This is a genomic window from Maritalea sp. YIW29 (assembly GCF_057219265.1).
Window position 1 is genome coordinate 1137303 of the sequence record NZ_JBXVVF010000002.1, and the last position, 20814, is coordinate 1158116.

The window sequence follows — 20814 nt, forward strand, 5'->3', positions numbered from 1 at the left end:
AATTTATGCTTGTAAATGTCCGTCAGGTGGGAGCGCAGAATTTCACATCTCTGGGTTGTCTGACAACAGTAAATGTCGTCGCTGAAGCGTTTGCACCTTAGCCGTGACAATTCTGCACCAAGGCAAGTTGACACAATCAACGATTCGATATATCTAGAATTATAGAATTAATAAATGAGGCAAATATGAGTGTAGATTTAACAACGGCGGCGCAGGCTTTTGCGGCCATGGGATCAGAACCTCGTTTGGAGGTTTTGATGTGTTTGGTGCGGGCGGGGAATGCGGGGCTATTGGTTGGCGACATCCAAGAACGCACCAATATTCCCGCATCCACGCTCAACCATCATCTCAAATTCATGACCGCTGCTGGATTGGTGGATCAAGAGAAACATGGGCGCACGATCATCAATCGCGCCAATTTCAAACAGATGGAAATATTGGCTGGGTTCATCCTCAAGCAATGTTGCATTGACGAAAAACAGGCCCATGCAAATACCAATATTGCCGCCGGGCAAAAGGATAAAAACAATGTCTGATGTGAGTGAAGGCCAAGGTTGGCGGCCAAATTTCCAACCCATGAAAATCCTTAAAAGCGTGCCATTTACGATTATCGTAATTTTGCTTTTGGTCGGCTTGCTGGATCCCGCACAATTCGGGGCAATTGTTGAGTTTGCCGCTTCTGCATTTATGCGCACTCTGCCCTTTATTCTGATCGCGGTTTTGCTGATCGGGTTTTTAAAGGCAACCGGTGCTGAGGCACTCATCGGCCGGGCATTTGAAGGCCGAGAGATGCAGGCGATCTTTTTGGCGGCACTGATCGGCGGGCTATCGCCCTTCTGTTCTTGTCAGGTTATTCCGTTTATTGCTGGGCTTTTGACCTTGGGCGCGCCGCTATCAGCGGTTATGGCATTTTGGCTTTCTTCGCCGCTTATCGATCCGCCTTCTTTCGTGATCACCGGTTCGGTGCTGGGATGGGAATTTGCAATTTCCAAAGCTGTGTTCGCCGTGTCGCTCGGACTGTTGGGCGGGTTTGCCATCAAACTTGTGGGCAATCGTGGTTCTATCCGTGATCCGCTTAGAGAGGATTACAAGGCTTCTACGTGCGGCGCTGGCAAATTCAAAGGCAAACCGAAATGGACATTTTGGCAGGAAAAAGACCGCATTGATGTATTCAAGAAAGAGGGGACATCAAATCTATTGTTCTTGGGCAAATGGTTGGCCTTTGCCTATGTGATGGAAGCCTTCTTGGTGACATATGTGCCCGCATCTTTCATTGCTCAATTTGTGGGTGGTGACGGGCTTGCACCTATAGCAATCGCGGCGGCAGTTGGCGCGCCGGCCTATCTTAATGGTTATGCAGCTATTCCTCTTGTCAGCGGATTGATCGACCAAGGCATGTCCGTTGGGGCCGCGATGTCCTTTATGATCGCGGGTTCTGTAAGTTCAATTCCGGCGATGACGGCTGTTTTTTCCCTCGTAAAGCGGCAAATATTCGCGCTCTATCTCGGATTTGGCATTTCTGGTGCGATGTTGTTTGGCGTGATTTATCAGTACTTGCTGGTGGGCTAGTTTCTCACTGAAACATGCCTAGGGTTGATCTGCATCAGGTACCTGCTTCGCAATTTGGTTAAACTAGACGGTAGAAAGGAGATTTGACATGTATCCTTCAACATATTTGGCGCAATTGTTAGGTCCAGTTTTGTTGGCCGTCGGCGTGGGGGCTCTTGTGAACCGCGCAAACTATATTGCGATGATCAAGTCTTTCCAGTCTGACCTGCCGTTGAAGTATTTCGGTGGAGCGGCATCGATGCTTGCCGGTACGGCAATGGTTTTGGCGCACAATCTTTGGGTATTGAATTGGCCAGTTGTGATCACGCTCTTTGCCTGGGGCACACTGATTAAAGGCATCTCATTGCTTACGTTTCCGGAAGCCTGGAACAATGTTTTCGTGTCGCCTTTTACCGAAAACAACAGCCTTTATGCAGGGGCGATGCTATTTGTAATCGCTCTTGGTGGATTCTTATGCTTTCAAGGCTTTTTAGGTTCTTGAACCTGAATTAAACAAAAGTTGAAAGGGGAAGTGCAGTTATTTCTTTGCACTTCCCCTTTTTCATCGCTAATCCTTTTGTCAGATCGGGGGCACGACCCCAAACAACGACACGCGGAGGAAGCAGGCCCAAAAAGAGGCTTGCGGCTTTGCAACAAGGGGATAGCGCATGTTTGTAAGCGTTTTTGAGGTTTTTAAGGTCTCTATCGGGCCGTCTTCGTCACATACGATGGGCCCAATGGTGGCGGCGAACCGTTTCATCGAGCATTTGGCCATTAATAAAGGCCGGTTCGACCGCGGCGACAAATGCAGTATCGAATGCAAGTTGCAAGGCTCATTGGCCTTCACCGGCAAAGGACATGCCACAGATCAGGCGGTCTTGTTTGGCCTTTGCGGCTTTTCGCCAGAAACATTCGATCGTGACGATTCCAGCGACCGTTTGGTCAAACTGAACATTGGCAAAACCATGGAAATAACCGACGGGTTCATCGCTGATTTGGATCCAACTTCCGGTATAATTTTCGACTACGACACCACCAAAATGCCGCACCCTAATACAATGGTTCTTTCGCTTATTGGCCCTGAAGGGGATGTGCGATTTGAAGAGACATATTTGTCCATTGGTGGCGGGTTTGTGTTGACAAAAGCCGAGCATGAAAATGTCGACAAGCTTGAGAAGAAAATTGAAGCTGTCGCCATACCTTTTCCGTTTCACAGCGCGGCAGAGATGCTGGAGATGGGCAAAAAGCACTCCAAAAGCATCGCCGAGATGAAGCGGGCGAACGAATTAACGCGCATGAGCGAAACCGATCTAACAATAGGGCTGAAAAAGCTCTGGGCAGTGATGGATGATTGTGTTGAACGGGGATTGGCAGGAACCGGCACTTTGCCCGGCGGCTTGAATGTTCGTCGCCGTGCGGCGGATGTCCGTGACAAACTAATCGAGCAGCGTGGCACCAACTTGCAAATGCCTCATGCAGCAAATGATTGGATTTCGCTTTACGCCATGGCCGTAAACGAGGAAAACGCTGCCGGTGGGCAGGTGGTGACGTCACCAACCAATGGCGCTGCCGGCGTGTTTCCCGCGGTGATCAAATACTATTTAAACCATGTGCCCGGCGCGACAATGGCCAAGGCCCATGACATGCTTTTGGTTGGCGCAGCCATTGGTGGTCTAATCAAACATAACGCGTCTATTTCAGGCGCTGAAGTTGGGTGTCAGGGTGAAATCGGTTCAGCTTCCGCAATGGCGGCAGGTGCATTTTGCGCGGTTTTGGGTGGCACCAATGAGCAAGTTGAAAATGCGGCAGAGATTGCACTCGAACATCATTTGGGCATGACCTGCGACCCGATTGCTGGGTTGGTACAAGTGCCGTGCATTGAACGCAACGGGATGGGCGCGATCAAAGCGATTGCAGCGGCGTCGCTCGCGCTTAATGGTGACGGCGACCACATCGTACCATTGGATGCTTGCATTAAGACCATGTACGAAACGGGCAAAGACATGGACAGCCGCTACAAAGAAACTTCGCTTGGGGGCCTTTCCGTCAATCATGCCGCCTGTTGAGTGAAGGAGGTTAGTTTGGGTGATCGCATATCCGAGATTGAGTGCAGTGAAACGCTGCTGCTTGTGCCGCAATTGGCCACCCATGCAGATGTGCTTTTTGCCGTGTTGCAGGATGCTAAAATCTATCCATTTTTGGATGAAGACGCGCCGACCGAAATCGCCGCGTTTACAGCGCGTCTGGAGCGTCTAGAAACGCGATGTTCTCCGGACGAGGATGAGCAATGGCTTAACTGGGTGGTTTTCTCTGGTGGCGAGATGGCGGGCTATATTCAAGCCACGATCTATCCGGATCTCACAGCGGAGATTGCCTATGTGCTCAACTCAGCTTTCTGGGGGCAAGGGATCGCGTCACAAGCCATTAGCGCGATGATGGAAAATCTGATCTCTCATCATTGTGTTACTTCATTCGTTGCAGAAATTGATCCGGAAAATGTACGTTCAATCGGGCTGGTGAAGCGGTTGGGGTTTGAACAAGTGCCCCACAATGCTGAAGAAGTGAAGTTCGAGAAGGTTGTGCTAGGCGAACAGGCCGTATGACTTGAATGCTTTGAATGGTTTCATTGAAAAACGCATCCCTTCGCGTATTGATTTGAAATATCCATCACCTTAAAAGTGTGGGATGGGACAAGCTCAAATATTGGATATGATCAATGCGAACATGGTTCGTATTGAGGGTGGTGTGGTCGATTTGCGCGACGATCGCGTTCAACGTCAATGGCAGGTTGAACTCAAGCCATTTTGTCTGTCCTCCGTTTTGGCGACCCAGCAAATTTATGCTTCAATTGTTGGTTCAAATCCAGCCACATTTATTGGTGAGCAGCAACCGGTTGAAAATGTATCTTGGTATGACGCTATAACGTTTTGCAATGGCCTGTCTGATGCCGCGGGGCTAGCGCGCTGCTATTCTGAGGGGGATAACCAAGACGATGTGTTGGTCGACCAAGATGCTGATGGCTATCGGTTGCCGACGGATGCTGAGTGGCAATTTGCAGCGCTTGCTGGCCAGACCAAAGCCCGACAGGGCGGGATTGATGATGCGGCGTGGTACAAAGCAAATTCAGCCGGACACCCGCACCCCGTAGGAACAAAACAGCCAAGTGCTTACGGTCTGTTCGATATGCTAGGTAATGTTTGGGAATGGTGTTTTGACGTCTACGATCCAGACGTTTATGGCACATATCGCGTCTTTCGTGGCGGTGGGTGGAATGATCCTGAGCGCGGGTGCTTAGCCACAAATAGACGCCGCAGCCACCCCACTTATGGCATTGATGATGTTGGCTTTCGGATTGCGCGGAATGGGTGCGGCTAAGTTTTTTCTTCGTAAAGATATTCCCATTTGGTCGGCGGTATCAGGCAGGCACCCATACTATTGATAACGGATTGAAAGTCCCCGCGGGCAACCGCATCATCCAAGAATTCAATGCGTTCGGGGGTGAATTTATGGTTGGGATGCACTGTATCTGGCGCATAAACTGTTTGTTGCCAGCTTTCCCACACGAAGCGTTTTTGGAAGTAATATTCAACATCTGGGTGCAAGATTACAGTTGGTCCACTATATGCAAATGCTGATAAGAACTCATGGGCCCAGCGGGGTTCGTTTAGCTGAACATAATGCAAAAATTTCTCGATTTTTTCAGCAAGCGCTTTGGTTTTTTCGCTTCTGTGACTGTTGATAAACTTACCACAATATAGAATTTGGTGGTCCCGATCCTCTGACAGGTCGATGGGCGACAATTGAAAGTCAAGAATCGCTTTTTCGACCAGTCTTTTCTCGAAAGAGACGAGGCAAAGTAAATCAATCTTCCGCGTCGTAGAATAAACGTGGTTTTTCCAGTCTTCAAGGCGCTGTTCATCACTTAGAACCTGCTCACCATAGTCAGGATAGTGCTCATTATAAATTTCAAATTGAACCCGGTTTCCGCTTAGGCAAGGAACGGTTTCGTCTGCGTAAATTGCTTTACTAAGACGGTCATTTTCCGCCGCGCTCTGTTCCTTTAAAGTTGGGTGCGGGTGGGTTTCAAAAGACCAGCCTGGGACATCAGCTATCCCCATTGAAGATGTGAATCCAAAAAGTAAAGCTGAAATAAAAACAAGTATCTGTCTTGACGATTGTCTTGGCAATTTGATCATTTATCAGAGCCTGCACCTGATTATTCATTCTTTTAAGTAAATTCAACCGAGTATTTAATGATCATAAACTAATGGGACAAAAATTGTAAAGAACTACGGGCATTTTACGATGATCTTAGGGAAGATCTGGTTGGAGGAAAAGTCCTCGTTAGTGCGGTTAATTGACCGATTGGAAAGGCTCAACGGATCAACATCGGGTAAAGTTTAATAAGTTGATCCGGGCCCGGGCAGCGGCAGATGTGGTTTCAATGGGAAGCAGTAGCGTTGGCCTAATAAAAGATCCTAGAGCGCAAGCATTGAGCGGCGCGGGTTCTATAGCAAGTGCGATGCTGGCAGCCGAAGTTCCGGAGTTGGAACGTGATGTTCAAATTCTTAAAAGAGATATTCAAAGTCAAAATGGTAAAGTGCGAACCAAGACCGCGCTTGTAGACAAATATGGTTTGCAATTGGACGATATTGGCAAACACATGGGTAAACTGGACTGCCCCGTAATTTACCGATAGGACTGCCTAGTCCAAAAACTTCCAACTATCAGCGCCGTCGAAATGGCGGATAGGAATTTCCTTGATCACGGGCAATTCAGCCATGTTCAGGTTGAGGGCCATGCGGCCTTCACCTGGGGTTGCCGTGCTTTGCCAAAGGATTGAAGTGCCGCAGGTTTTGCAGGTGCGAAAATCCAGTTGTTTATCGCCATGGCTGTAGCTCAGAGTTGTGGTGTTGTCTGTCCCGTTTAGCGTGATGTTGGATGCATCAGAATAAATCCACAAGGTGCCCAAGCGACGGCAGATGGAGCAATTGCAACGGACGGTGAATTCGGGTGTGTCTTTATATTCATAGCTTACTTTGCCGCAATGGCACTTGCCGTTGATACTCATCTCAAATGTCCCGGAACTTGGTTAGTGACTTTCTGGCACGCTATCACATGATTTAATCTGGTCTAGTACAAATGCGACATCTTTTCGGGCAATTGCTTGATCTAGTTCATCCCGCTCCGAAGTAGACAGATGATGTGCTAGGTAGAGTGCGTTGCGGCCCTCCGGATGAGCGTCTATTGGTGGGTTAAACGAATAGCGAAAGAAGTATTCGGCCTGGGGGGCAAAGCCGACATGTGTAACATTGAAATGTTGGGCATTGCTCAGAAGAAAATGCGCCGCTTGGACATTGTTGCTTGAGGCAAACTCGGCGAGAATTTTAATTTTGTTGTACCAGAATTTCTCGATTTCCGTTTCTGGCAGTCTCGAAAATACACCGCAAAATGCTAGGTCGCTCACTGGCCAGTTGTATTCCAAAGTACGCATGGAAAAATCAAGTTTGGCATTCTCAACAATGCAAAACACAAGTTTTGAATTATCGGGACCTGCAAAGTGAATTTGCCAATCAGTGAATGTATCATCCTTTTCATATGTGCTCGTAAAGTTTGGATATTGTTGTTGATAGACCTGATAATGGGCGTGCACATAATTGGTGCAGTCCAAGTCATCCTTGATTTCGCGCATCATCTTTTGAACATCTATTGGTGCAGTTTCGATTTCAGGATGTGGGTTTGCCAAAAACGACCAATCTGAATATGCAGGAGACCCATGAAATGCAAGCATAGCAGTAGTAACAACTGCTACAGTCATCATAATTATTTGACGAATTTGGCTTCCAAAAAAATAAAACTTATCCACGTCAGCAAATCCTGAAATATTATCAATCCCTCATTTTTAGAGGAATATTGATGGATAAACCAGAGCTTGATGCAGGGAAATGCCGCGCGATCCGTAACGCTGTTAGGGCGCATGAACGACAGTTGCGTCAAATTGGAGTTGAGCTTCGCGCTGCTCATGACGAACGCAGATCGAAGCAAACTGAAAAGAAGAGGAAAGAAGCCCGAAAAGAAGAGATCATCAGGGACGCGCTGGATGAAATTGCCTTGAATGCCCTCCCAGGGAAAGTTGGCAAACTGGCGAAACGCGTCGACCGAAGTTTTGAACGAACTTTAAGCGGCGCAGAGCAGGCGATGGTTGTTCTTGGCACGTTGGTTGAGTATCAGGTAATTGGAAGTTCCATCGCTGCTCTAGAGCAGGAGCTAAGAAATATCGAGTCCAAAATTGGGAAACTAATTAGAGCTCAAGTTTACCATACCAATAAAATGAGTGACGAGTCGGCTAGAGGTAAACCACTGAACTATGTGCCTGTATAGCGCTATCTAAATACTACCAATTGTCTTCAAACGAGCCCGTGGGTGAATTTCGTTTTGGCTCATCACGACGGTTTGTGGGCGGAAGCGTTCGATGATGGCGCGGACATGTGGGCGGATTGGAGGGGACGTGATCATCACCGGTAATTCGCCCATTTGTGCGGCGCTTTCAAAGGCGGTTTGTACTTCTTGAATAAATTCGTGCAACCGAGATGGTGCCATTGCCAGATGTCTGTCTGCCCCTTCACCGTGCAATGCCTCGGAGAAGTCACGCTCCCAATCTGGAGAAAGCGTTAGAATTGGCAATGTGCCGTCCGGCGCGGAATTTGCGGCACAGAGTTGGCGCGCAAGACGGGTACGGACATGTTCGGCAATCAGCTTCGCGCTGGTGATGTTACCCGCAACTTCGGCAATGCCCTCAAGGATGGAAGCCAAGTCTCGAATGGAAATACGTTCGGCCAGCAGGTTTTGCAGCACGCGTTGAATGCCCGAAACAGAGATTTGGTTCGGCACCATATCTTCAACCAGTTTTTGCTGCTCGGTGCTCAAGTTGTTCAACAGCTCTTGAACATTTGAATAGCTGAGCAAGTCAGAAATGTTGGTTTTCAGCACCTCTGTAAGGTGCGTCGAGATAACGGATGATGGGTCAACGATTGTGTAGCCCTTAACTTCCGCCTCGTCGCGCAAACCAGCATCAACCCAAGTGGCAGGAAGGCCAAATGTCGGTTCAATTGTGTGCTGGCCCGGCAAGTCGATCTGGCCACCCATTGGGTCCATCACCATATATTGGTCTGGGAACACATTGCCTTGGCCTGCTTCAACTTCCTTGATGCGGACCATATAATCATTGGGTGGCAATTGCATATTATCAAGAATGCGAACCGACGGCATGATGATACCCATATCGGTCGCCAATTGGCGACGTAGCGCTTTGATTTGCTCGGTTAGGCGGTCATTGCCGTTATCGTCTTCTTTCACCAACTGCAGCAAGCCATAGCCAAGTTCAAGCTTAAGCTCGTCCATTTTGAGCGCATCGGTGATCGGAGGCTCTTTCTCCGGTGCTTCTTTGGCGATTTTCTCAGCGGTCTTTTTCGCCAAAGCTTTGTCGGCGACTTTGCTTTGTTCTTTTGAGAACTTAATGGCTAAGAAACCAGCCCCTGCAGATAGGACCAAGAACGGCAAGATTGGCATGCCGGGCAACAGCGCCAGCATTAGCATAACGGCCGACGTCATCCCGAGTGCGCGAGGGGAACCCGAAAACTGTTCTGCAAGCGCTTGGTTGGCGGTGCCGGTTACACCCGCTTTTGAAACCAAAAGGCCCGCAGCAGTTGATACGATTAGCGCTGGAATTTGAGATACCAACCCATCGCCCACGGTCAACAATGTATAGTTGTTCGCCGCGTCGCCGATGGACATTTGCTGTTGTCCAACACCAATAATGATGCCAGCAGCGACGTTGATGAAAGTGATTAAAAGCCCAGCGATCGCATCGCCACGCACGAACTTTGATGCACCGTCCATCGCGCCAAAGAATGAGCTTTCATCTTCTAACGTTTTACGGCGAACTCGCGCAGTTTCTTCGTCAATCATGCCAGCGGAAAGGTCGGCGTCAATCGCCATTTGTTTGCCGGGCATCGCGTCCAACGTAAAGCGGGCCGCGACTTCTGCGATCCTGCCAGAACCTTTGGTGATCACGATGAAGTTCACAATGATCAGGATGGCAAATACGATAATCCCGATCACGAAATTACCCTGCATTACGAAGTTGCCAAAGGCTTGGATGACGTTGCCAGCAGCGTCAGTTCCAAGGTGCCCGTTCGCCAAAATAAGCCGTGTGGTGGCGAGGTTCAGCGCTAGCCGCATCATAGCAGCGATCAACAACACCGTTGGAAATGCTGAGAACTCAAGCGGCGTGCGGATGAACAATGTTGTCATCAAAATTAGTACAGAGAACACGATTGAGATGGCCAACAACATGTCCAAAATAACCGCAGGCATCGGCATGATCAGAACCATCAAAATAGTGATCACACCAACGGCCAAAGCGATATCGCCTTGGCGCAGCAAATCCAACGCTTTGTTCAAAGTTGGGAAGGCTGGACCTGCGGGTGTTGGCCGTGGCGTTGTGGTTTGGGACGTGTCGCTCATTTACGCGCTATGGCCTTTCATGCTGCACTTTATGCTACAGGTTACGCTGTGTTTGGCGAGCGATTTTCACCAGGTGCGGGGACATGTGCACCACTATCTGCATATAGGTTCAATTTGTTGCGCAAAGTGCGGATCGATATGCCCAAAATGTTGGATGCATGGGTGCGGTTTCCAAGACAATGATCAAGCGTGTCCAAAATGAGATCTTGTTCAACATCAGCGACAGTTCTGCCCACCATTGCGCGCGCGGCATTTTCGGCAACGGAGGCCGCTTGTGCGGCCAAAGACCCATCTTGGGGAATAGTGCTCATGCCAGAACCGTCTGGCAGGCTAATGGCCTCAGCGTCAATTTCATCGCCCGTTGCCAACAACACCGCACGGTGAAGCGTGTTTTCCAATTCGCGTACGTTGCCGGGCCATTGGGCCTGAACCAATTGCTGGCGCGCATCGTCACTCAAAGGACGAACCGGCACGCCATTCGCTTCAGCGTATTTTTTGATGAAATGTTCGGCCAGTGCCGCAATGTCGCCCGGGCGTTCCCGAAGCGCTGGGATTTTCAGGTTCACAACATTTAGGCGGAAGAGCAAATCTTCGCGAAACTCGCCGTTTTTTACGCTGTCTTGCAGGTCTCTGTTTGACGTCGCCAAAATGCGAATGTCGACCGGCACAGGTTTTGTGCCCCCAACGCGATCAATGATCCGTTCTTGAATGGCGCGGAGCAATTTAGCTTGCAGACGAACATCCATTTCCGAAATCTCGTCCAGCAATAGTGTGCCACCATTTGCTTCTTCGAATTTGCCAATTCTGCGGGCTACAGCCCCCGTAAAGGCACCTTTTTCGTGTCCAAAAAGTTCACTCTCAAGCAAATTATCTGGGATCGCAGCGCAGTTGATCGAAATGAACGGCTTGCCGGCACGTTTTGAGCGGCCATGCACATATTTTGCGATGACTTCTTTACCGCTGCCGCTTTCACCTGTGATCAGAACACTTGCTTCAGATGGCGCGATTTGGTCAGCAAGTTTGACCATTTTCGCCATCACCGTGTCCCGATACAAGAAGTCGCTAGACTCTCTTGCAACGGCCGCAATAATAGCGGCGATGAGTTCAGCATCCGGGGGGAGGGGGATATATTCTTTTGCCCCGGCGCGGATTGCATTGACCGCGGCTGCCGCATTGGTTTCTGTCCCGCAAGCAACTAGGGGGATGTGAATACGTTCAGCTTCCAGTGCAGCCAAAAGGCTTGGAATATCGGCCATCACGTCGGCTAAAAGCAGGTCTGCTCCGCGGCCAGCGCGAAGGCTTGCAAGTGCAACATCAATCGTGTCCGCATGCGCAACTTTTGCGCCGCCGTCCATTGCCAGTTTTGTGGCTTGGCTGAGTTGTCCTTCTAAGGCTCCGATAATCAGTAAACGCATATTATGTTCCTTGCTGGCTTTGGTTTAAGCGGCTTAGCCAGCCTTAATGATTTCTGTCATGGTGATGCCCAATTTGTCTTCCACCAGCACAATTTCTCCCCGGGCAACAAGGCGTGAATTCACGAATATATCGATGGCTTCGCCAACTTGGCGGTCCAGCTCAACAACGCTGCCCGCGTCCATTGCCATGAGTTGTGAAACAGGCATTTTTGTGCGTCCCAAAACGGCAGAGATCCGCACCGGGACATCAAATACCGCTTCAAGATCATCGGCTAGCTTCTCACCGTTTTTTTCCGCTAGCGGTTTCTCTTCAGCTTGCATTTCTTCAAGCCCCGCTAACATAGAATTGGCGTCGCCTTCTGGACTGTCGATTGTTGGGTCGTCGATGTCACTCATTGGATATCCTGTGAGGCTTCAATTGTTGTCGGGGTTTCGTCGATTTGTGGCAAATCCACTGGCGCGGCATCCGGTGCTTTTAGGGTCACAAATTGTTCTATCTTTTCGCTGATTTCTTCGGCTAGGTGATCGAAATTTCGTGCAATGCCGCCGTCGGACCATTCAACGCGGCAATCGCCCATTCCGATGTCCGGTTCGCCCATGATGATCAGTCGACCTTCAAAGCCTGCTTGGTGGGCGAATTGCTCGGCGATGGGCTTAACTTGATCGCTCAATTGGTCATTGCAGCGCACAACAAGGTGGGCAGTTTTACCAAGTGAAGAAAGGCAATCTTGGATCAGCGCGGAGATTTCTGGTGTTGGCGTTTGGTTGATTAAAGTGGATGCCAATTTATGCCCAATACTTGCCGCCAACTTAGTTGACTGCACCAAATGATGTTGTTGGGCTTGATCTAAGACCTGCAAAAACTGGGTGCCATTTGCCGCAACTTTCTCCGCAGCGGCGGCCACTTGTTGGCTGGTTTGGCTTTGTACAGAATTTTGGCCCTCTTGCAGGCCTTCGTTGTAGCCCTGTTCCCTTGCTTGAGCGATCAGAAGCTCAATATCGCGCTCTTCCATCAGTTTGGACTTTTGCGATGTTTTCGCGAGGTCTAGGTCAAATGTGAATTTGGCGTGCTGTGTCATCTAACCAATCATCTCCTCGTCGGAGCCATTTTTGGTGATCACGATTTCGCCCTTAGCTGCGAGATCTTTCGCAAGGTTGACCATTGCAGATTGCGCTTCGTCGACATCTTTCAAACGCACAGGGCCCATGGCTTCCATGTCGTCCTTCATCATCTTAGCCGCACGAGCTGACATGTTCTTGAGGAACAATTCTTTGGTTGCGTCGTTTGCGCCTTTAAGACCCAAAGTGAGCATTGGTTTTTCAACGGCTTGCAGCACGGTTTGGATGGCGGTTCCATCAAGCGCACCAAGATCATCGAATGTGAACATCAGTGCTTTAATGCGTTCAGCCGCTTCAATGTCACGTTCTTCAAGGTTGGTGAGAAAGCGTGCTTCGGTCTGACGGTCAAAGGCATTGAAGATATCTGCCATTTGTTCATGGCTATCGCGGCGTCTTGTATGGGACAGCGTCGACATGAATTCGTTGCGCAAAGTGTCTTCAATTTTTTCAACGATTTCTTTTTGCACAGGCTCAATCGCCAGCATCCGCTGTACAACGTCCATGGCCAGTTCTTCTGGCAGGCTGCCCAACACGCGCGATGCATGATCTGTTGCGAGTTTGGTCAAAACCACAGAGATGGTCTGGGGGTATTCGTTCTTTAAAAAGCTCGCCAAAACATCTTCTTGAACATTGGAAAGTTTTTCCCAAATGTTACGACCTGCGGGGCCGCGAATTTCTTCCATAATCATGTCCACCCGATCCTGTGGCATGAAGGAAAGCAACAAACGCTCGGTCGAATCAACGCCACCAGCGAGATCGCCATTTGTCGTTAGATTGGTCACAAATTTGGCAAACAGAGTATCGAGCATATCTTGGTTCACAGCGCCAATGTTGGACATGGCGCGTGAAAGCTGGCGGATTTCAATATCGTCTAGCTCTTCAAATATCGGTTTGCCAAAATCTGGGCCGAGGGCGAGCAGGAGGATCGCTGCGCGTTCGTCTCCTTTAAGTTCGCGGTTCTCTGCGGCATCTTCAACTGCGAGCTGCGTATTCGCAGCCTTTTCTATGACGTCGGTGGTGGCCATAATTTATGCGGCCTCCAATAACCAGTTTCGAATAATCATAGATGCCTGTTTTGGATTTTCTTGAACCAAGGTGCCAACCCGTTCGATTGCCTCAAATTGTGCCTTGCCTAAGCTGCGGGCTTCTTCGAGCCACTTTTCACGGGCCACGTCTTCTTCTGTTACTGGGCCAGTAGGTTCAACAGGATTTCCGGACGCATCCACAGCTTCTTGCGCGGTGACCAACATCGGCGCATCTTCGTCAGGCTCTAGAACCTTTTTGATCAAGGGGCGCATTACGAAAAACACAAGTGCGAGGGCGATAAGCAAGGTGACCAGCATTTCAATCGCCGAGAACATATCGTCGCGGGTAAAGTCGAACAGTCCAGCCTCAGTTGGCTCAAAGCTAAGGTCAGGGCGCTCTGCGAACTGCATATTGATGACCTCAACCAGATCGCCTCGGTTTTCGTCATAACCGATTGCTGAATTAACAAGGGAGCGAATTTGTGCCAACTCTTCAGCACTGCGTGGATCATATTGGGCGGAACCGTCATCATTGGTTGAATAAAGACCATCCACCACAACCGCTACAGAGAGGCGTTTGACGGCACCAGCCTCAATGACTTCGGTTTGGGTGGTTCTTGAGATTTCGTAATTGATGGTTTCTTCAGTGGTGCTTGATTGCTCGGTTGAACCACCGTTTTCGCCGCCATTGGCTGAAGCACCGGGCAACTCGTTGGCAACGCTAACCTGGCCGCCATTGGCTGCGCCTTGGGCTTGGTTGTTCAACTCGCGTGTTTGGGCAGAGCGAACCACTTGGCTATCTGGGTCGAAACTTTCTGATGTGCGGGTGAAACGGTTCATGTCCAATTCTGCGGTGACTTGAACCCGTGCACGGCCGGCACCAACAACGTTGGCGAGCAACTCTTCTAGACGAGTGCGAAGGCGGCTTTCGACAGCGAGTTTGCGCTCTTCGCTTTGGGTGGAAAGGGCACTATCTTCGCCGTCTGCACCTGAAGCTAACAATTGACCTGAGCTATCTACGATTGAAACCATGTTGGGAGAAAGGCTGTCCACAGCTGAAGCAACCAAATGTTGTACAGAACGAATTTCGCCGGTGGATAGCGCGCCGCGAACTTCAAGAACAATTGAGGCCGACGGCTGTTTAGCTTCACGGCGGAACAATTCACGTTCCGGCAATACGAGGTGAACACGTGCCGATTTTACGCGAGCCAAAGAGCTGATGGTGCGAGCAAGCTCGCCTTCAAGGGCGCGAAGGTGGTTGAGGTTTTGCACGAAGCTGGTCGCGCCGAGTGTGTTTTGTTGGTCGAAAATTTCATAACCAACTTGGCCTCTTGTGGGCAATCCACTTTCGGCCAATGACATACGAATGGTGGTGATTTGATCGCGGGGGACAAGAATGCTCTCGCCGTCGCCGCGCAATTCAAAGGGTACACCAAGTGTTCTGAGTTCTTTTACGATTGCTGCAGAATCTTCAAATTCCAACCCCGAGTAGACCGGGGCCATTTGCGGCGTCGTTACCCTGAAAATGAGGAATGCAAAAAAACCAACCATTAACACCGCGGTCACGGCCATGGCTGCAACGCGGGCTAATCCTAATCGCGTCAAAAACTCGCCTATTCCGTTCACTCTGCCACCCAACTCAAAAAAATTAAATCTCAATCGAAACTGCGAATAGTTTCGCTAGGCAAAATTTACCTAGGAGGTGGTAAAGATAATGTTAACCGGTGTGGCGAATTGGGAAAATAAATGGGAAAAATCTGCAGGGCACAAAAAAGCCCGCTCAAAAGGCGGGCTTCTTAGTCACATTTGAAAAATGCTTTAGGTTCAGCGATTTAGTGATCGCGATAATGTTGAACCCATGTTGTGCGCAGGCCAGCAAGGCCATGCTTGTCGATGGCCGCTTGCCAGTTCAGAAACTCATCAACGCTTAACGTGTATCGAGTGCAGGCCTCTTCTAGGCTCAACAATCCCCCACGAACGGCGGCGACGACCTCTGCCTTACGGCGGATCACCCATCTTCTTGTATTTGGTGGCGGCAGATCAGCAATCGTTAGAGGGCTGCCATCTGGGCCGATTACGTATTTAACACGTGGACGCATTTGTACGGTCATTTTACTCACTACTCAAAACCTGACCAATTATGTCTCTAACCTAGACCACTTGCCTTAAAATTTGACTAAGCTGTTGGTTAGAATTGGTTAAGGGTATTTGTAAAGAAACTGTACAGGTTTGGCCCAATGCCGGGCGGCGTTGGCTTGTTATTGACCGCTATTCTGTTTGTCCGCTCGGTCGATCGCTTGTTGAAGAACCCGCAAAATTGTTGGGTCTAGCGATTGGGCAACGTTAAAGCGCATATAGTCATTTGCGGTTTGTGAAATACTAAACGCATTGCCCGGCGCCAGCATGACATTGTTGGCAAGCGCATGCCTTGTGACGTCCACTGCGTTGATATTGTCCGGAAACTTGCACCATAAGAACATGCCACCCTTTGGCTCGATCCATGGTGTGATGCCGATTGATTTCAATTTTGCGCTCACCGTTTCCATTGTGGTTGCCAGTCGATCACGTAGACCATTTAGATGCCGTCGATAGCCGCCGTCTTTAAGCAGTGCCAGTACAAGTTCGGATGAAAATGAACCGCCGCCAAATGCTGTTGCCAGCTTTAGGTCGACAATTTGGTCCACCCATTCTGGCTTTGCCGCAATGAAGCCGCAACGGATGGAAGCCGAGAGCGTTTTGGAAAAGCTACCAATATGGATGACCCTGTTTAAACCATCAAAGGCTGCAAGTCGCGGCGCAGGTGCTTGTTCAAAATCTGCAAAAGTATCATCCTCGATGATGAGCAGGTCATGTCGCTCCGCCAAATTCAATAATTTATGGGCAACAACTGGCGTTAGGGTCGCGCCAGTTGGGTTCTGCAAAGCAGAATTTGTAATATAAAGGCGAGGTTTGTGCTCAATGAGCGTGCTCTCGAAGAGATCCAGGTCAGGTCCATTGTGGGTGAACGGCACACCGACAACTTTTACCCTATGTGCGCGAAGCATGGCGTGAAAATTAAAGTAACAAGGGTCATCGAGCATAACGACATCGCCTGGCTCAAGAAAAAACCGGCAGAGTAAATCAATTGCTTGGGTGCCAGATTCAGTCAGAATGATCTGTCGAGGCGGCGCTTCCACCGCGCGATCCGCCAGTCGGCGCGACAGCAATTGCCTTAAGGCAGGTAGACCCTGAGGGGTGCCGTAATCTGTTAGGCTTTCTAAGTCTGTGCGCGCGAGGGTTCTCAAGGCGCGCTGAATTTCGGTTTGCGGCATCCAGCTAGCAGGTAGCCATCCGCAACCAGGCCGCAACATGTTCGGTTCATTATCTAATGACTGTCTGGTGATCCACACGGGATCGACATTGTGATCAAGATTTGGCCCAGTTGCAGATAGCGATAATGGGGGCAGGTGACCCGCAATATAAAAACCGGAGCCTGGGCGTGACAAAATGGTGCCTTCCGCAACCAACCGATCAAACGCTTCGACCACGGTGGACTTTGAAACATTCATGCGCAGCGCGGTTTCTCGAATTGAGGGAAGTTTGACACCCGGTGCCGTCTGTCTGCTTGCAATTTGTTTGCGGATGGCGGCCATTACCTTTTCGACAAGTGTGCCATCTGCGTTTCTATCGATTTCATCTAGTTGCATTTGTATCGCCCGATGTACCAGTACAGTTCATATAAATTGTAATGGTTTGTATCTGCAAATACCAGACGGGATCCGCATAATGCTTTTTCCAAACAAAGGTGTAATAGATGGATGCGCGCAAGAGCGGTTGGATTTACGGATTTATTGGCATGGTTATCTTTAGCGGCTCTCTTGCCGCCACTCGGGTTGGCGTCGCGCAGTTTGATCCAATATTCTTAACCGCCATTCGGGCGGTTATTGCCGGAATTGTGGGTTGTTTGATGTTGGCTTTGCTCGCGAAGTCTAAACCAACCCGGGACGATCTGCCCGCATTGGCAATTGTTGCTTTCGGGGTCGTGGTGGGTTTTCCGCTTTTGACAGCTCTGGCGTTGCAACAGATCACTTCCGCCCATTCAGTTGTTTTTATTGGATTATTACCACTTTCAACTGCGATTTTTGGGGTGCTACGCGCTGGCGATAGTCCTCATCCGACATTTTGGTTGTTCTCAATTGTGGGCAGTGGGCTTGTGGTTGTGTTTGCGCTCACCAATGATTTTCAGTCGTCGCTTTACGGCGATCTGATGATGTTTTTGGCCATTGTGGTGTGTGGATTGGGCTATGCAGAAGGCGCAAAACTGTCGCGCAAACTTGGCGGCTGGCAAGTGATCTGCTGGGCGCTTTTGTTGTCGCTGCCGATAACAATTCCCTTGGCCCTATATTCTGCGCCGACAACGTTCGCCGATATCCGACTACCAGCTTGGCTGGCTCTTGGATACGTATCTTTGTTCAGTATGTTGATTGGGTTCGTGTTTTGGTATCGTGGCCTTGCTCAAGGCGGAATTGCCGCAGTTGGGCAATTGCAACTCATACAGCCCTTTTTAGGCTTGGCGTTAGCGGCGATATTGTTGAGTGAGCAAGTCAGCACAACAATGCTTGTTGTTAGTATCGCCGTTGTATTGTGTGTCGCGGGTGCGAGAAGATTTGCTTAGAATTTAAGGGGCTGCGCCTACCTTGCCGACAGATGAAAGCGGTACTTTAGCGCCATCAATGATTAGAATCGGCTCACTACCAGCGAAGTCTACGGTTTCAACGATGCCCTTTGTCATGGTGTAGGTGTTGATATTCTTTCCCTTGGCATCCTTAGCATCAATATGGATTGTATATTGGCCCTCTGGCAAGCTTGCGCCATCAGCACCCTTACCATCCCAAGTATAAGTGTGTTCGCCTTTTTCCAGTGCTTTGTCCTCTGTATAAACTACCGCGCCAGCATCATTTTTGATGGTGATTTTACTTTCAGGCGCGTCAGCCGTCAGGCCATAAGTCCACTCGGCACTATTGTCTTTCATTTGGGTTGTCGCGCCAAATGCTGTGACGGCCTTGCCGATGTAAGAAACTGCCTGAGAGGAGAATGAGTTCTCGTTGGATTTAATCAGCGCTTCCAGATATTCATTTGTTTTGAGTTGTTGTTCAACACCGGTAAATTGCACCATCTGTTGGGTGAACTGATTGGTGTCGAGCGGGTCGAGTGGGTTTTGATTTTTGAGCTGCGTGGTCAAGATGGTCAAAAACGTATCAAAGTTCTCGGCAATGGTCTTGCGCGAGGTCTTTAGTTCGTTACTTGCTGCGCCAATGCCACTAGCCGGTGCTGTACCTACCATAACCTGCTCCTAAACCCACACGTTCAGGCCGCCCGGACTTGCCGAACCCCTGTAAACTGTTGTTTCGCTCAATTTCGCTTGATCTTGTGCTGATGTGTCCTGATTGGCTGCAAGCTGTAGGTCTTGTTGACCATCTTGTGGCTGCCTAGAGCTGCCGCCTTGACCATCTTGCTTAAGCGAAAATTCCAAATTCGTCCGGTCTGCATTCAAACCAGCTTGCTGCAATGCACGTTCAAGGGCGCGTGCATCACGTTGTAAGAAGTCGAGAGTTTCGGCACGCTCCACGACCAATCTGGCCGTAACATTGTTGCCTTCCATCTCCATTTTAACGTCAATTCGGCCCATTTCTGGTGGGTCTAGACGAATTTCAAATTGCTGTGCACCTTGGCGAACTTGCCGCACAATTTCAAAGGCCACACCGGGTATGTTGACTTGCCGCGGTGAAGTGCGGGCCTGTGCAGCATCGACGTGATTGGTCTGCTGTTGGAAGCTTTCAATCTTGTGTTGTGCGAGTATTTTCTCGGTGCCCGTTTCGATAGCATCCAGATCTGTCGGCAACGGTGCTGGCGCAATGGTTTGTTGCGGTTTTGATGCGCCCGGATAGGTGGCCGCAGCTTGTAGATTTGCCTCACGCGAAACCTGACCGAATGTTTTGGGCCCTTCCGCATTGCCGTCAGGCTTAAGCGCATTCTCGATTAAGTTGGATTGCCCAGTTGGCTTTTCAAGTTTCTTGGTGTCGCCGTTTGCCTTTTGGCCAAGATTTGCCAATTGCGCAAGAATGTCAGGCTGTGCGTCCTTATTGGCTGCCCCAGAGATTACCTGAGACGTTTGGTTCGCTTGGTTTACTTGACTCGCTTGGGTATCAGACAGATTGGCTTGCGGGGTTACTGCTTTACCGACCTTTTTTTGTAAAAGAGATTGAAGCGCTGCGGCATCGCCGTTGCCTTCATTTGGCGACACGCCGCCAGCTCTGGCCGTATTTTCTTGACCCTGCTGCGCTTGCAGCGCGGCGTTGCCGAAATCGATTAGCTCTGAGGGCTTTGTTGCGAATTGGGCGGGTAGCTTGGGTAAGTCGCTGGCGAGCTGGGTGAGGCGCTCAATCATTTGATGAATGTTAAGCTGCGCTTTTTGACCATTGTGGCCTTGTTCCGGCGCTGCGCCGGGCACTTGGCTCAATATTTTGTCCAGCCGTTCAAGCAATTGCCCAACCTTGGCAAAGTCACTTGCGCCCAATTTCTCTAGATCGGCACCTGCCTGGCGCAATTGCGATAGTTGGCCTGCAAAGGCGCCAATTGGTCCGCGTGCGCCAATGTCAGCTCTGTTCGGGTGGCCATTGATGCTTTCAATGAGTTTGCCCAATGCGGCCCGCGCGCCGTCCAAATGTTCAGAAGTTGGAATTTGAAGGTTATCAAATGCCTTGGCCAACGGTTTAAGTGCTTCCGCCAACCCCGCTAGTGCCTCTGAGATTTCTGCAGTGTTGGCATCATTTTGAACCAACGCAATGCCTTCGACTTTTTGCTCGGTTGGAGCGTGCTCGCTACCTGCAATGAGGGCCGCCAAGAACGCTTCAAATCCGGTTCCGCCATCGCTTGCACTGTTTGCCTTGCCAGCAGATTGACCATTGCCCCCGTGAAGTTCGTCGGCGCGCACTTGCGCGGCCACTTCAAATCCGGGGATAGACGGTGCTGCTGATAAACCAAATTGCATACTTTAATTCCACTTAAACGAACAGTGACATGTGTCCACCCACTAAATAAGCAAGTTACGGGCCAGTTTTTGGATTTATGAAAACTTGTTTTAAATCAATGAGTTGCCTCGCCTAACTTGAATCGTTGCGCAAAGGAAAATCACAGAAGTG

At 49.7% G+C, this 20814-nt stretch carries 22 protein-coding genes; 9 read left to right on the top strand and 13 right to left on the bottom strand.

Features of this window, described 5'->3' with window-relative positions; all coding sequences use genetic code 11:
- Positions 1-185 precede the first annotated feature (185 nt).
- The 6 genes from AC2D8L_RS14880 (at position 186) to AC2D8L_RS14905 (ending at position 4923) form a co-directional block, all read left to right on the top strand.
- Positions 186-536 carry an ArsR/SmtB family transcription factor gene (locus AC2D8L_RS14880; protein WP_484686260.1) on the top strand — a complete coding sequence of 117 codons (351 nt, stop codon included), beginning with the start codon at positions 186-188 and terminating at the stop codon, positions 534-536.
- On the top strand, positions 529-1569 hold the full coding sequence (locus tag AC2D8L_RS14885; RefSeq protein WP_484686261.1) for a permease: 1041 nt from the start codon (positions 529-531) through the stop codon (positions 1567-1569). The genes AC2D8L_RS14880 and AC2D8L_RS14885 overlap by 8 nt, the downstream gene beginning before the upstream one ends.
- 88 nt (positions 1570-1657) lie before the next feature.
- Entirely contained in the window at positions 1658-2050 is a 393-nt protein-coding gene (locus AC2D8L_RS14890) for a hypothetical protein (protein ID WP_484686262.1), read from the top strand.
- A gap of 166 nt (positions 2051-2216) precedes the next feature.
- Positions 2217-3614: an L-serine ammonia-lyase gene (locus AC2D8L_RS14895; protein ID WP_484686263.1), complete on the top strand. Its 1398-nt coding sequence runs from the start codon at positions 2217-2219 to the stop codon at positions 3612-3614.
- Positions 3615-3629: 15 nt separating this feature from the next.
- A complete protein-coding gene (locus AC2D8L_RS14900; RefSeq protein ID WP_484686264.1) occupies positions 3630-4151 on the top strand; it encodes a GNAT family N-acetyltransferase in 522 nt (173 codons plus the stop codon).
- A gap of 82 nt (positions 4152-4233) precedes the next feature.
- The gene (locus AC2D8L_RS14905) at positions 4234-4923 is read left to right on the top strand and encodes a formylglycine-generating enzyme family protein (RefSeq protein WP_484686265.1); all 690 of its coding nucleotides are present in this window, start codon (positions 4234-4236) and stop codon (positions 4921-4923) included.
- Here the strand turns inward: AC2D8L_RS14905 and AC2D8L_RS14910 are convergent.
- Positions 4920-5744 (bottom strand): hypothetical protein, encoded by an 825-nt coding sequence (locus tag AC2D8L_RS14910; RefSeq protein WP_484686266.1) that lies wholly within the window; start codon positions 5742-5744, stop codon positions 4920-4922. The two genes, AC2D8L_RS14905 and AC2D8L_RS14910, sit on opposite strands and share 4 nt — an antisense overlap.
- Before the next feature lie 161 nt (positions 5745-5905).
- Between AC2D8L_RS14910 and AC2D8L_RS14915 the strand changes: the two genes are divergently transcribed.
- Complete coding sequence (locus tag AC2D8L_RS14915) at positions 5906-6247, top strand: hypothetical protein (RefSeq protein ID WP_484686267.1); 342 nt, start codon at positions 5906-5908, stop codon at positions 6245-6247.
- A 6-nt stretch (positions 6248-6253) separates the two neighbouring features.
- On the opposite strand, the gene AC2D8L_RS14920 is transcribed toward AC2D8L_RS14915, so the two are convergent.
- Entirely contained in the window at positions 6254-6619 is a 366-nt protein-coding gene (locus AC2D8L_RS14920) for a GFA family protein (protein WP_484686268.1), read from the bottom strand.
- Between the two features lie 21 nt (positions 6620-6640).
- A complete protein-coding gene (locus AC2D8L_RS14925; RefSeq protein ID WP_484686269.1) occupies positions 6641-7369 on the bottom strand; it encodes a hypothetical protein in 729 nt (242 codons plus the stop codon).
- Positions 7370-7464: 95 nt separating this feature from the next.
- On the opposite strand from AC2D8L_RS14925, the gene AC2D8L_RS14930 reads away from it, so the two are divergent.
- Positions 7465-7929 (top strand): hypothetical protein, encoded by a 465-nt coding sequence (locus AC2D8L_RS14930; RefSeq protein ID WP_484686270.1) that lies wholly within the window; start codon positions 7465-7467, stop codon positions 7927-7929.
- A 6-nt stretch (positions 7930-7935) separates the two neighbouring features.
- On the opposite strand, the gene flhA is transcribed toward AC2D8L_RS14930, so the two are convergent.
- The 8 genes from flhA to AC2D8L_RS14970 form a co-directional block, all read right to left on the bottom strand.
- Entirely contained in the window at positions 7936-10074 is a 2139-nt protein-coding gene (gene flhA, locus AC2D8L_RS14935; RefSeq protein ID WP_484686271.1) for a flagellar biosynthesis protein FlhA, read from the bottom strand.
- 41 nt (positions 10075-10115) lie between these two features.
- The gene (gene flbD / locus AC2D8L_RS14940; protein ID WP_484686272.1) at positions 10116-11489 is read right to left on the bottom strand and encodes a sigma-54-dependent transcriptional regulator FlbD; all 1374 of its coding nucleotides are present in this window, start codon (positions 11487-11489) and stop codon (positions 10116-10118) included.
- Positions 11490-11522: 33 nt separating this feature from the next.
- Positions 11523-11885 (bottom strand): flagellar motor switch protein FliN, encoded by a 363-nt coding sequence (fliN, locus tag AC2D8L_RS14945; protein ID WP_484686273.1) that lies wholly within the window; start codon positions 11883-11885, stop codon positions 11523-11525.
- Positions 11882-12568, bottom strand: a complete 687-nt coding sequence (locus AC2D8L_RS14950) for a FliH/SctL family protein (protein WP_484686274.1) — start codon at positions 12566-12568, stop codon at positions 11882-11884. Before AC2D8L_RS14950 ends, fliN begins: the two co-directional genes overlap by 4 nt.
- Positions 12569-13633, bottom strand: coding sequence for a flagellar motor switch protein FliG (gene fliG / locus AC2D8L_RS14955; protein ID WP_484686275.1), 1065 nt, complete (start codon positions 13631-13633; stop codon positions 12569-12571).
- A 3-nt stretch (positions 13634-13636) separates the two neighbouring features.
- Positions 13637-15259 carry a flagellar basal-body MS-ring/collar protein FliF gene (gene fliF, locus AC2D8L_RS14960; RefSeq protein WP_484686276.1) on the bottom strand — a complete coding sequence of 541 codons (1623 nt, stop codon included), beginning with the start codon at positions 15257-15259 and terminating at the stop codon, positions 13637-13639.
- A 206-nt stretch (positions 15260-15465) separates the two neighbouring features.
- Positions 15466-15744: a CtrA inhibitor SciP gene (gene sciP / locus AC2D8L_RS14965; protein WP_484686277.1), complete on the bottom strand. Its 279-nt coding sequence runs from the start codon at positions 15742-15744 to the stop codon at positions 15466-15468.
- Between the two features lie 147 nt (positions 15745-15891).
- Positions 15892-17319, bottom strand: coding sequence for an aminotransferase-like domain-containing protein (locus AC2D8L_RS14970; RefSeq protein WP_484686278.1), 1428 nt, complete (start codon positions 17317-17319; stop codon positions 15892-15894).
- A gap of 107 nt (positions 17320-17426) precedes the next feature.
- Here AC2D8L_RS14970 and AC2D8L_RS14975 point away from each other — a divergent pair, with 107 nt between their 5' ends.
- Positions 17427-18287, top strand: a complete 861-nt coding sequence (locus AC2D8L_RS14975) for a DMT family transporter (protein WP_484686279.1) — start codon at positions 17427-17429, stop codon at positions 18285-18287.
- A gap of 3 nt (positions 18288-18290) precedes the next feature.
- On the opposite strand, the gene AC2D8L_RS14980 is transcribed toward AC2D8L_RS14975, so the two are convergent.
- Together AC2D8L_RS14980 and AC2D8L_RS14985 are read right to left on the bottom strand one after the other, a co-directional pair.
- Positions 18291-18956, bottom strand: a complete 666-nt coding sequence (locus tag AC2D8L_RS14980) for a flagellar hook assembly protein FlgD (RefSeq protein ID WP_484686280.1) — start codon at positions 18954-18956, stop codon at positions 18291-18293.
- A 9-nt stretch (positions 18957-18965) separates the two neighbouring features.
- Entirely contained in the window at positions 18966-20663 is a 1698-nt protein-coding gene (locus AC2D8L_RS14985; RefSeq protein WP_484686281.1) for a flagellar hook-length control protein FliK, read from the bottom strand.
- Positions 20664-20814 lie beyond the last annotated feature (151 nt).

What these genes read in the sequence shown, in the direction of transcription:
- AC2D8L_RS14880 (WP_484686260.1), top strand. Translation starts at nt 186, where the DNA reads ATGAGTGTAGATTTAACAACGGCGGCGCAGGCTTTTGCGGCCATGGGA.
- AC2D8L_RS14885 (WP_484686261.1), top strand. Translation starts at nt 529, where the DNA reads ATGTCTGATGTGAGTGAAGGCCAAGGTTGGCGGCCAAATTTCCAACCC.
- AC2D8L_RS14890 (WP_484686262.1), top strand. Translation starts at nt 1,658, where the DNA reads ATGTATCCTTCAACATATTTGGCGCAATTGTTAGGTCCAGTTTTGTTG.
- AC2D8L_RS14895 (WP_484686263.1), top strand. Translation starts at nt 2,217, where the DNA reads ATGTTTGTAAGCGTTTTTGAGGTTTTTAAGGTCTCTATCGGGCCGTCT.
- AC2D8L_RS14905 (WP_484686265.1), top strand. Translation starts at nt 4,234, where the DNA reads ATGGGACAAGCTCAAATATTGGATATGATCAATGCGAACATGGTTCGT.
- AC2D8L_RS14910 (WP_484686266.1), bottom strand. Translation starts at nt 5,744, where the DNA reads ATGATCAAATTGCCAAGACAATCGTCAAGACAGATACTTGTTTTTATT.
- AC2D8L_RS14920 (WP_484686268.1), bottom strand. Translation starts at nt 6,619, where the DNA reads ATGAGTATCAACGGCAAGTGCCATTGCGGCAAAGTAAGCTATGAATAT.
- AC2D8L_RS14925 (WP_484686269.1), bottom strand. Translation starts at nt 7,369, where the DNA reads ATGATGACTGTAGCAGTTGTTACTACTGCTATGCTTGCATTTCATGGG.
- AC2D8L_RS14930 (WP_484686270.1), top strand. Translation starts at nt 7,465, where the DNA reads ATGGATAAACCAGAGCTTGATGCAGGGAAATGCCGCGCGATCCGTAAC.
- flhA (WP_484686271.1), bottom strand. Translation starts at nt 10,074, where the DNA reads ATGAGCGACACGTCCCAAACCACAACGCCACGGCCAACACCCGCAGGT.
- flbD (WP_484686272.1), bottom strand. Translation starts at nt 11,489, where the DNA reads ATGCGTTTACTGATTATCGGAGCCTTAGAAGGACAACTCAGCCAAGCC.
- fliN (WP_484686273.1), bottom strand. Translation starts at nt 11,885, where the DNA reads ATGAGTGACATCGACGACCCAACAATCGACAGTCCAGAAGGCGACGCC.
- AC2D8L_RS14950 (WP_484686274.1), bottom strand. Translation starts at nt 12,568, where the DNA reads ATGACACAGCACGCCAAATTCACATTTGACCTAGACCTCGCGAAAACA.
- fliG (WP_484686275.1), bottom strand. Translation starts at nt 13,633, where the DNA reads ATGGCCACCACCGACGTCATAGAAAAGGCTGCGAATACGCAGCTCGCA.
- sciP (WP_484686277.1), bottom strand. Translation starts at nt 15,744, where the DNA reads ATGACCGTACAAATGCGTCCACGTGTTAAATACGTAATCGGCCCAGAT.
- AC2D8L_RS14970 (WP_484686278.1), bottom strand. Translation starts at nt 17,319, where the DNA reads ATGCAACTAGATGAAATCGATAGAAACGCAGATGGCACACTTGTCGAA.
- AC2D8L_RS14975 (WP_484686279.1), top strand. Translation starts at nt 17,427, where the DNA reads ATGGATGCGCGCAAGAGCGGTTGGATTTACGGATTTATTGGCATGGTT.
- AC2D8L_RS14980 (WP_484686280.1), bottom strand. Translation starts at nt 18,956, where the DNA reads ATGGTAGGTACAGCACCGGCTAGTGGCATTGGCGCAGCAAGTAACGAA.
- AC2D8L_RS14985 (WP_484686281.1), bottom strand. Translation starts at nt 20,663, where the DNA reads ATGCAATTTGGTTTATCAGCAGCACCGTCTATCCCCGGATTTGAAGTG.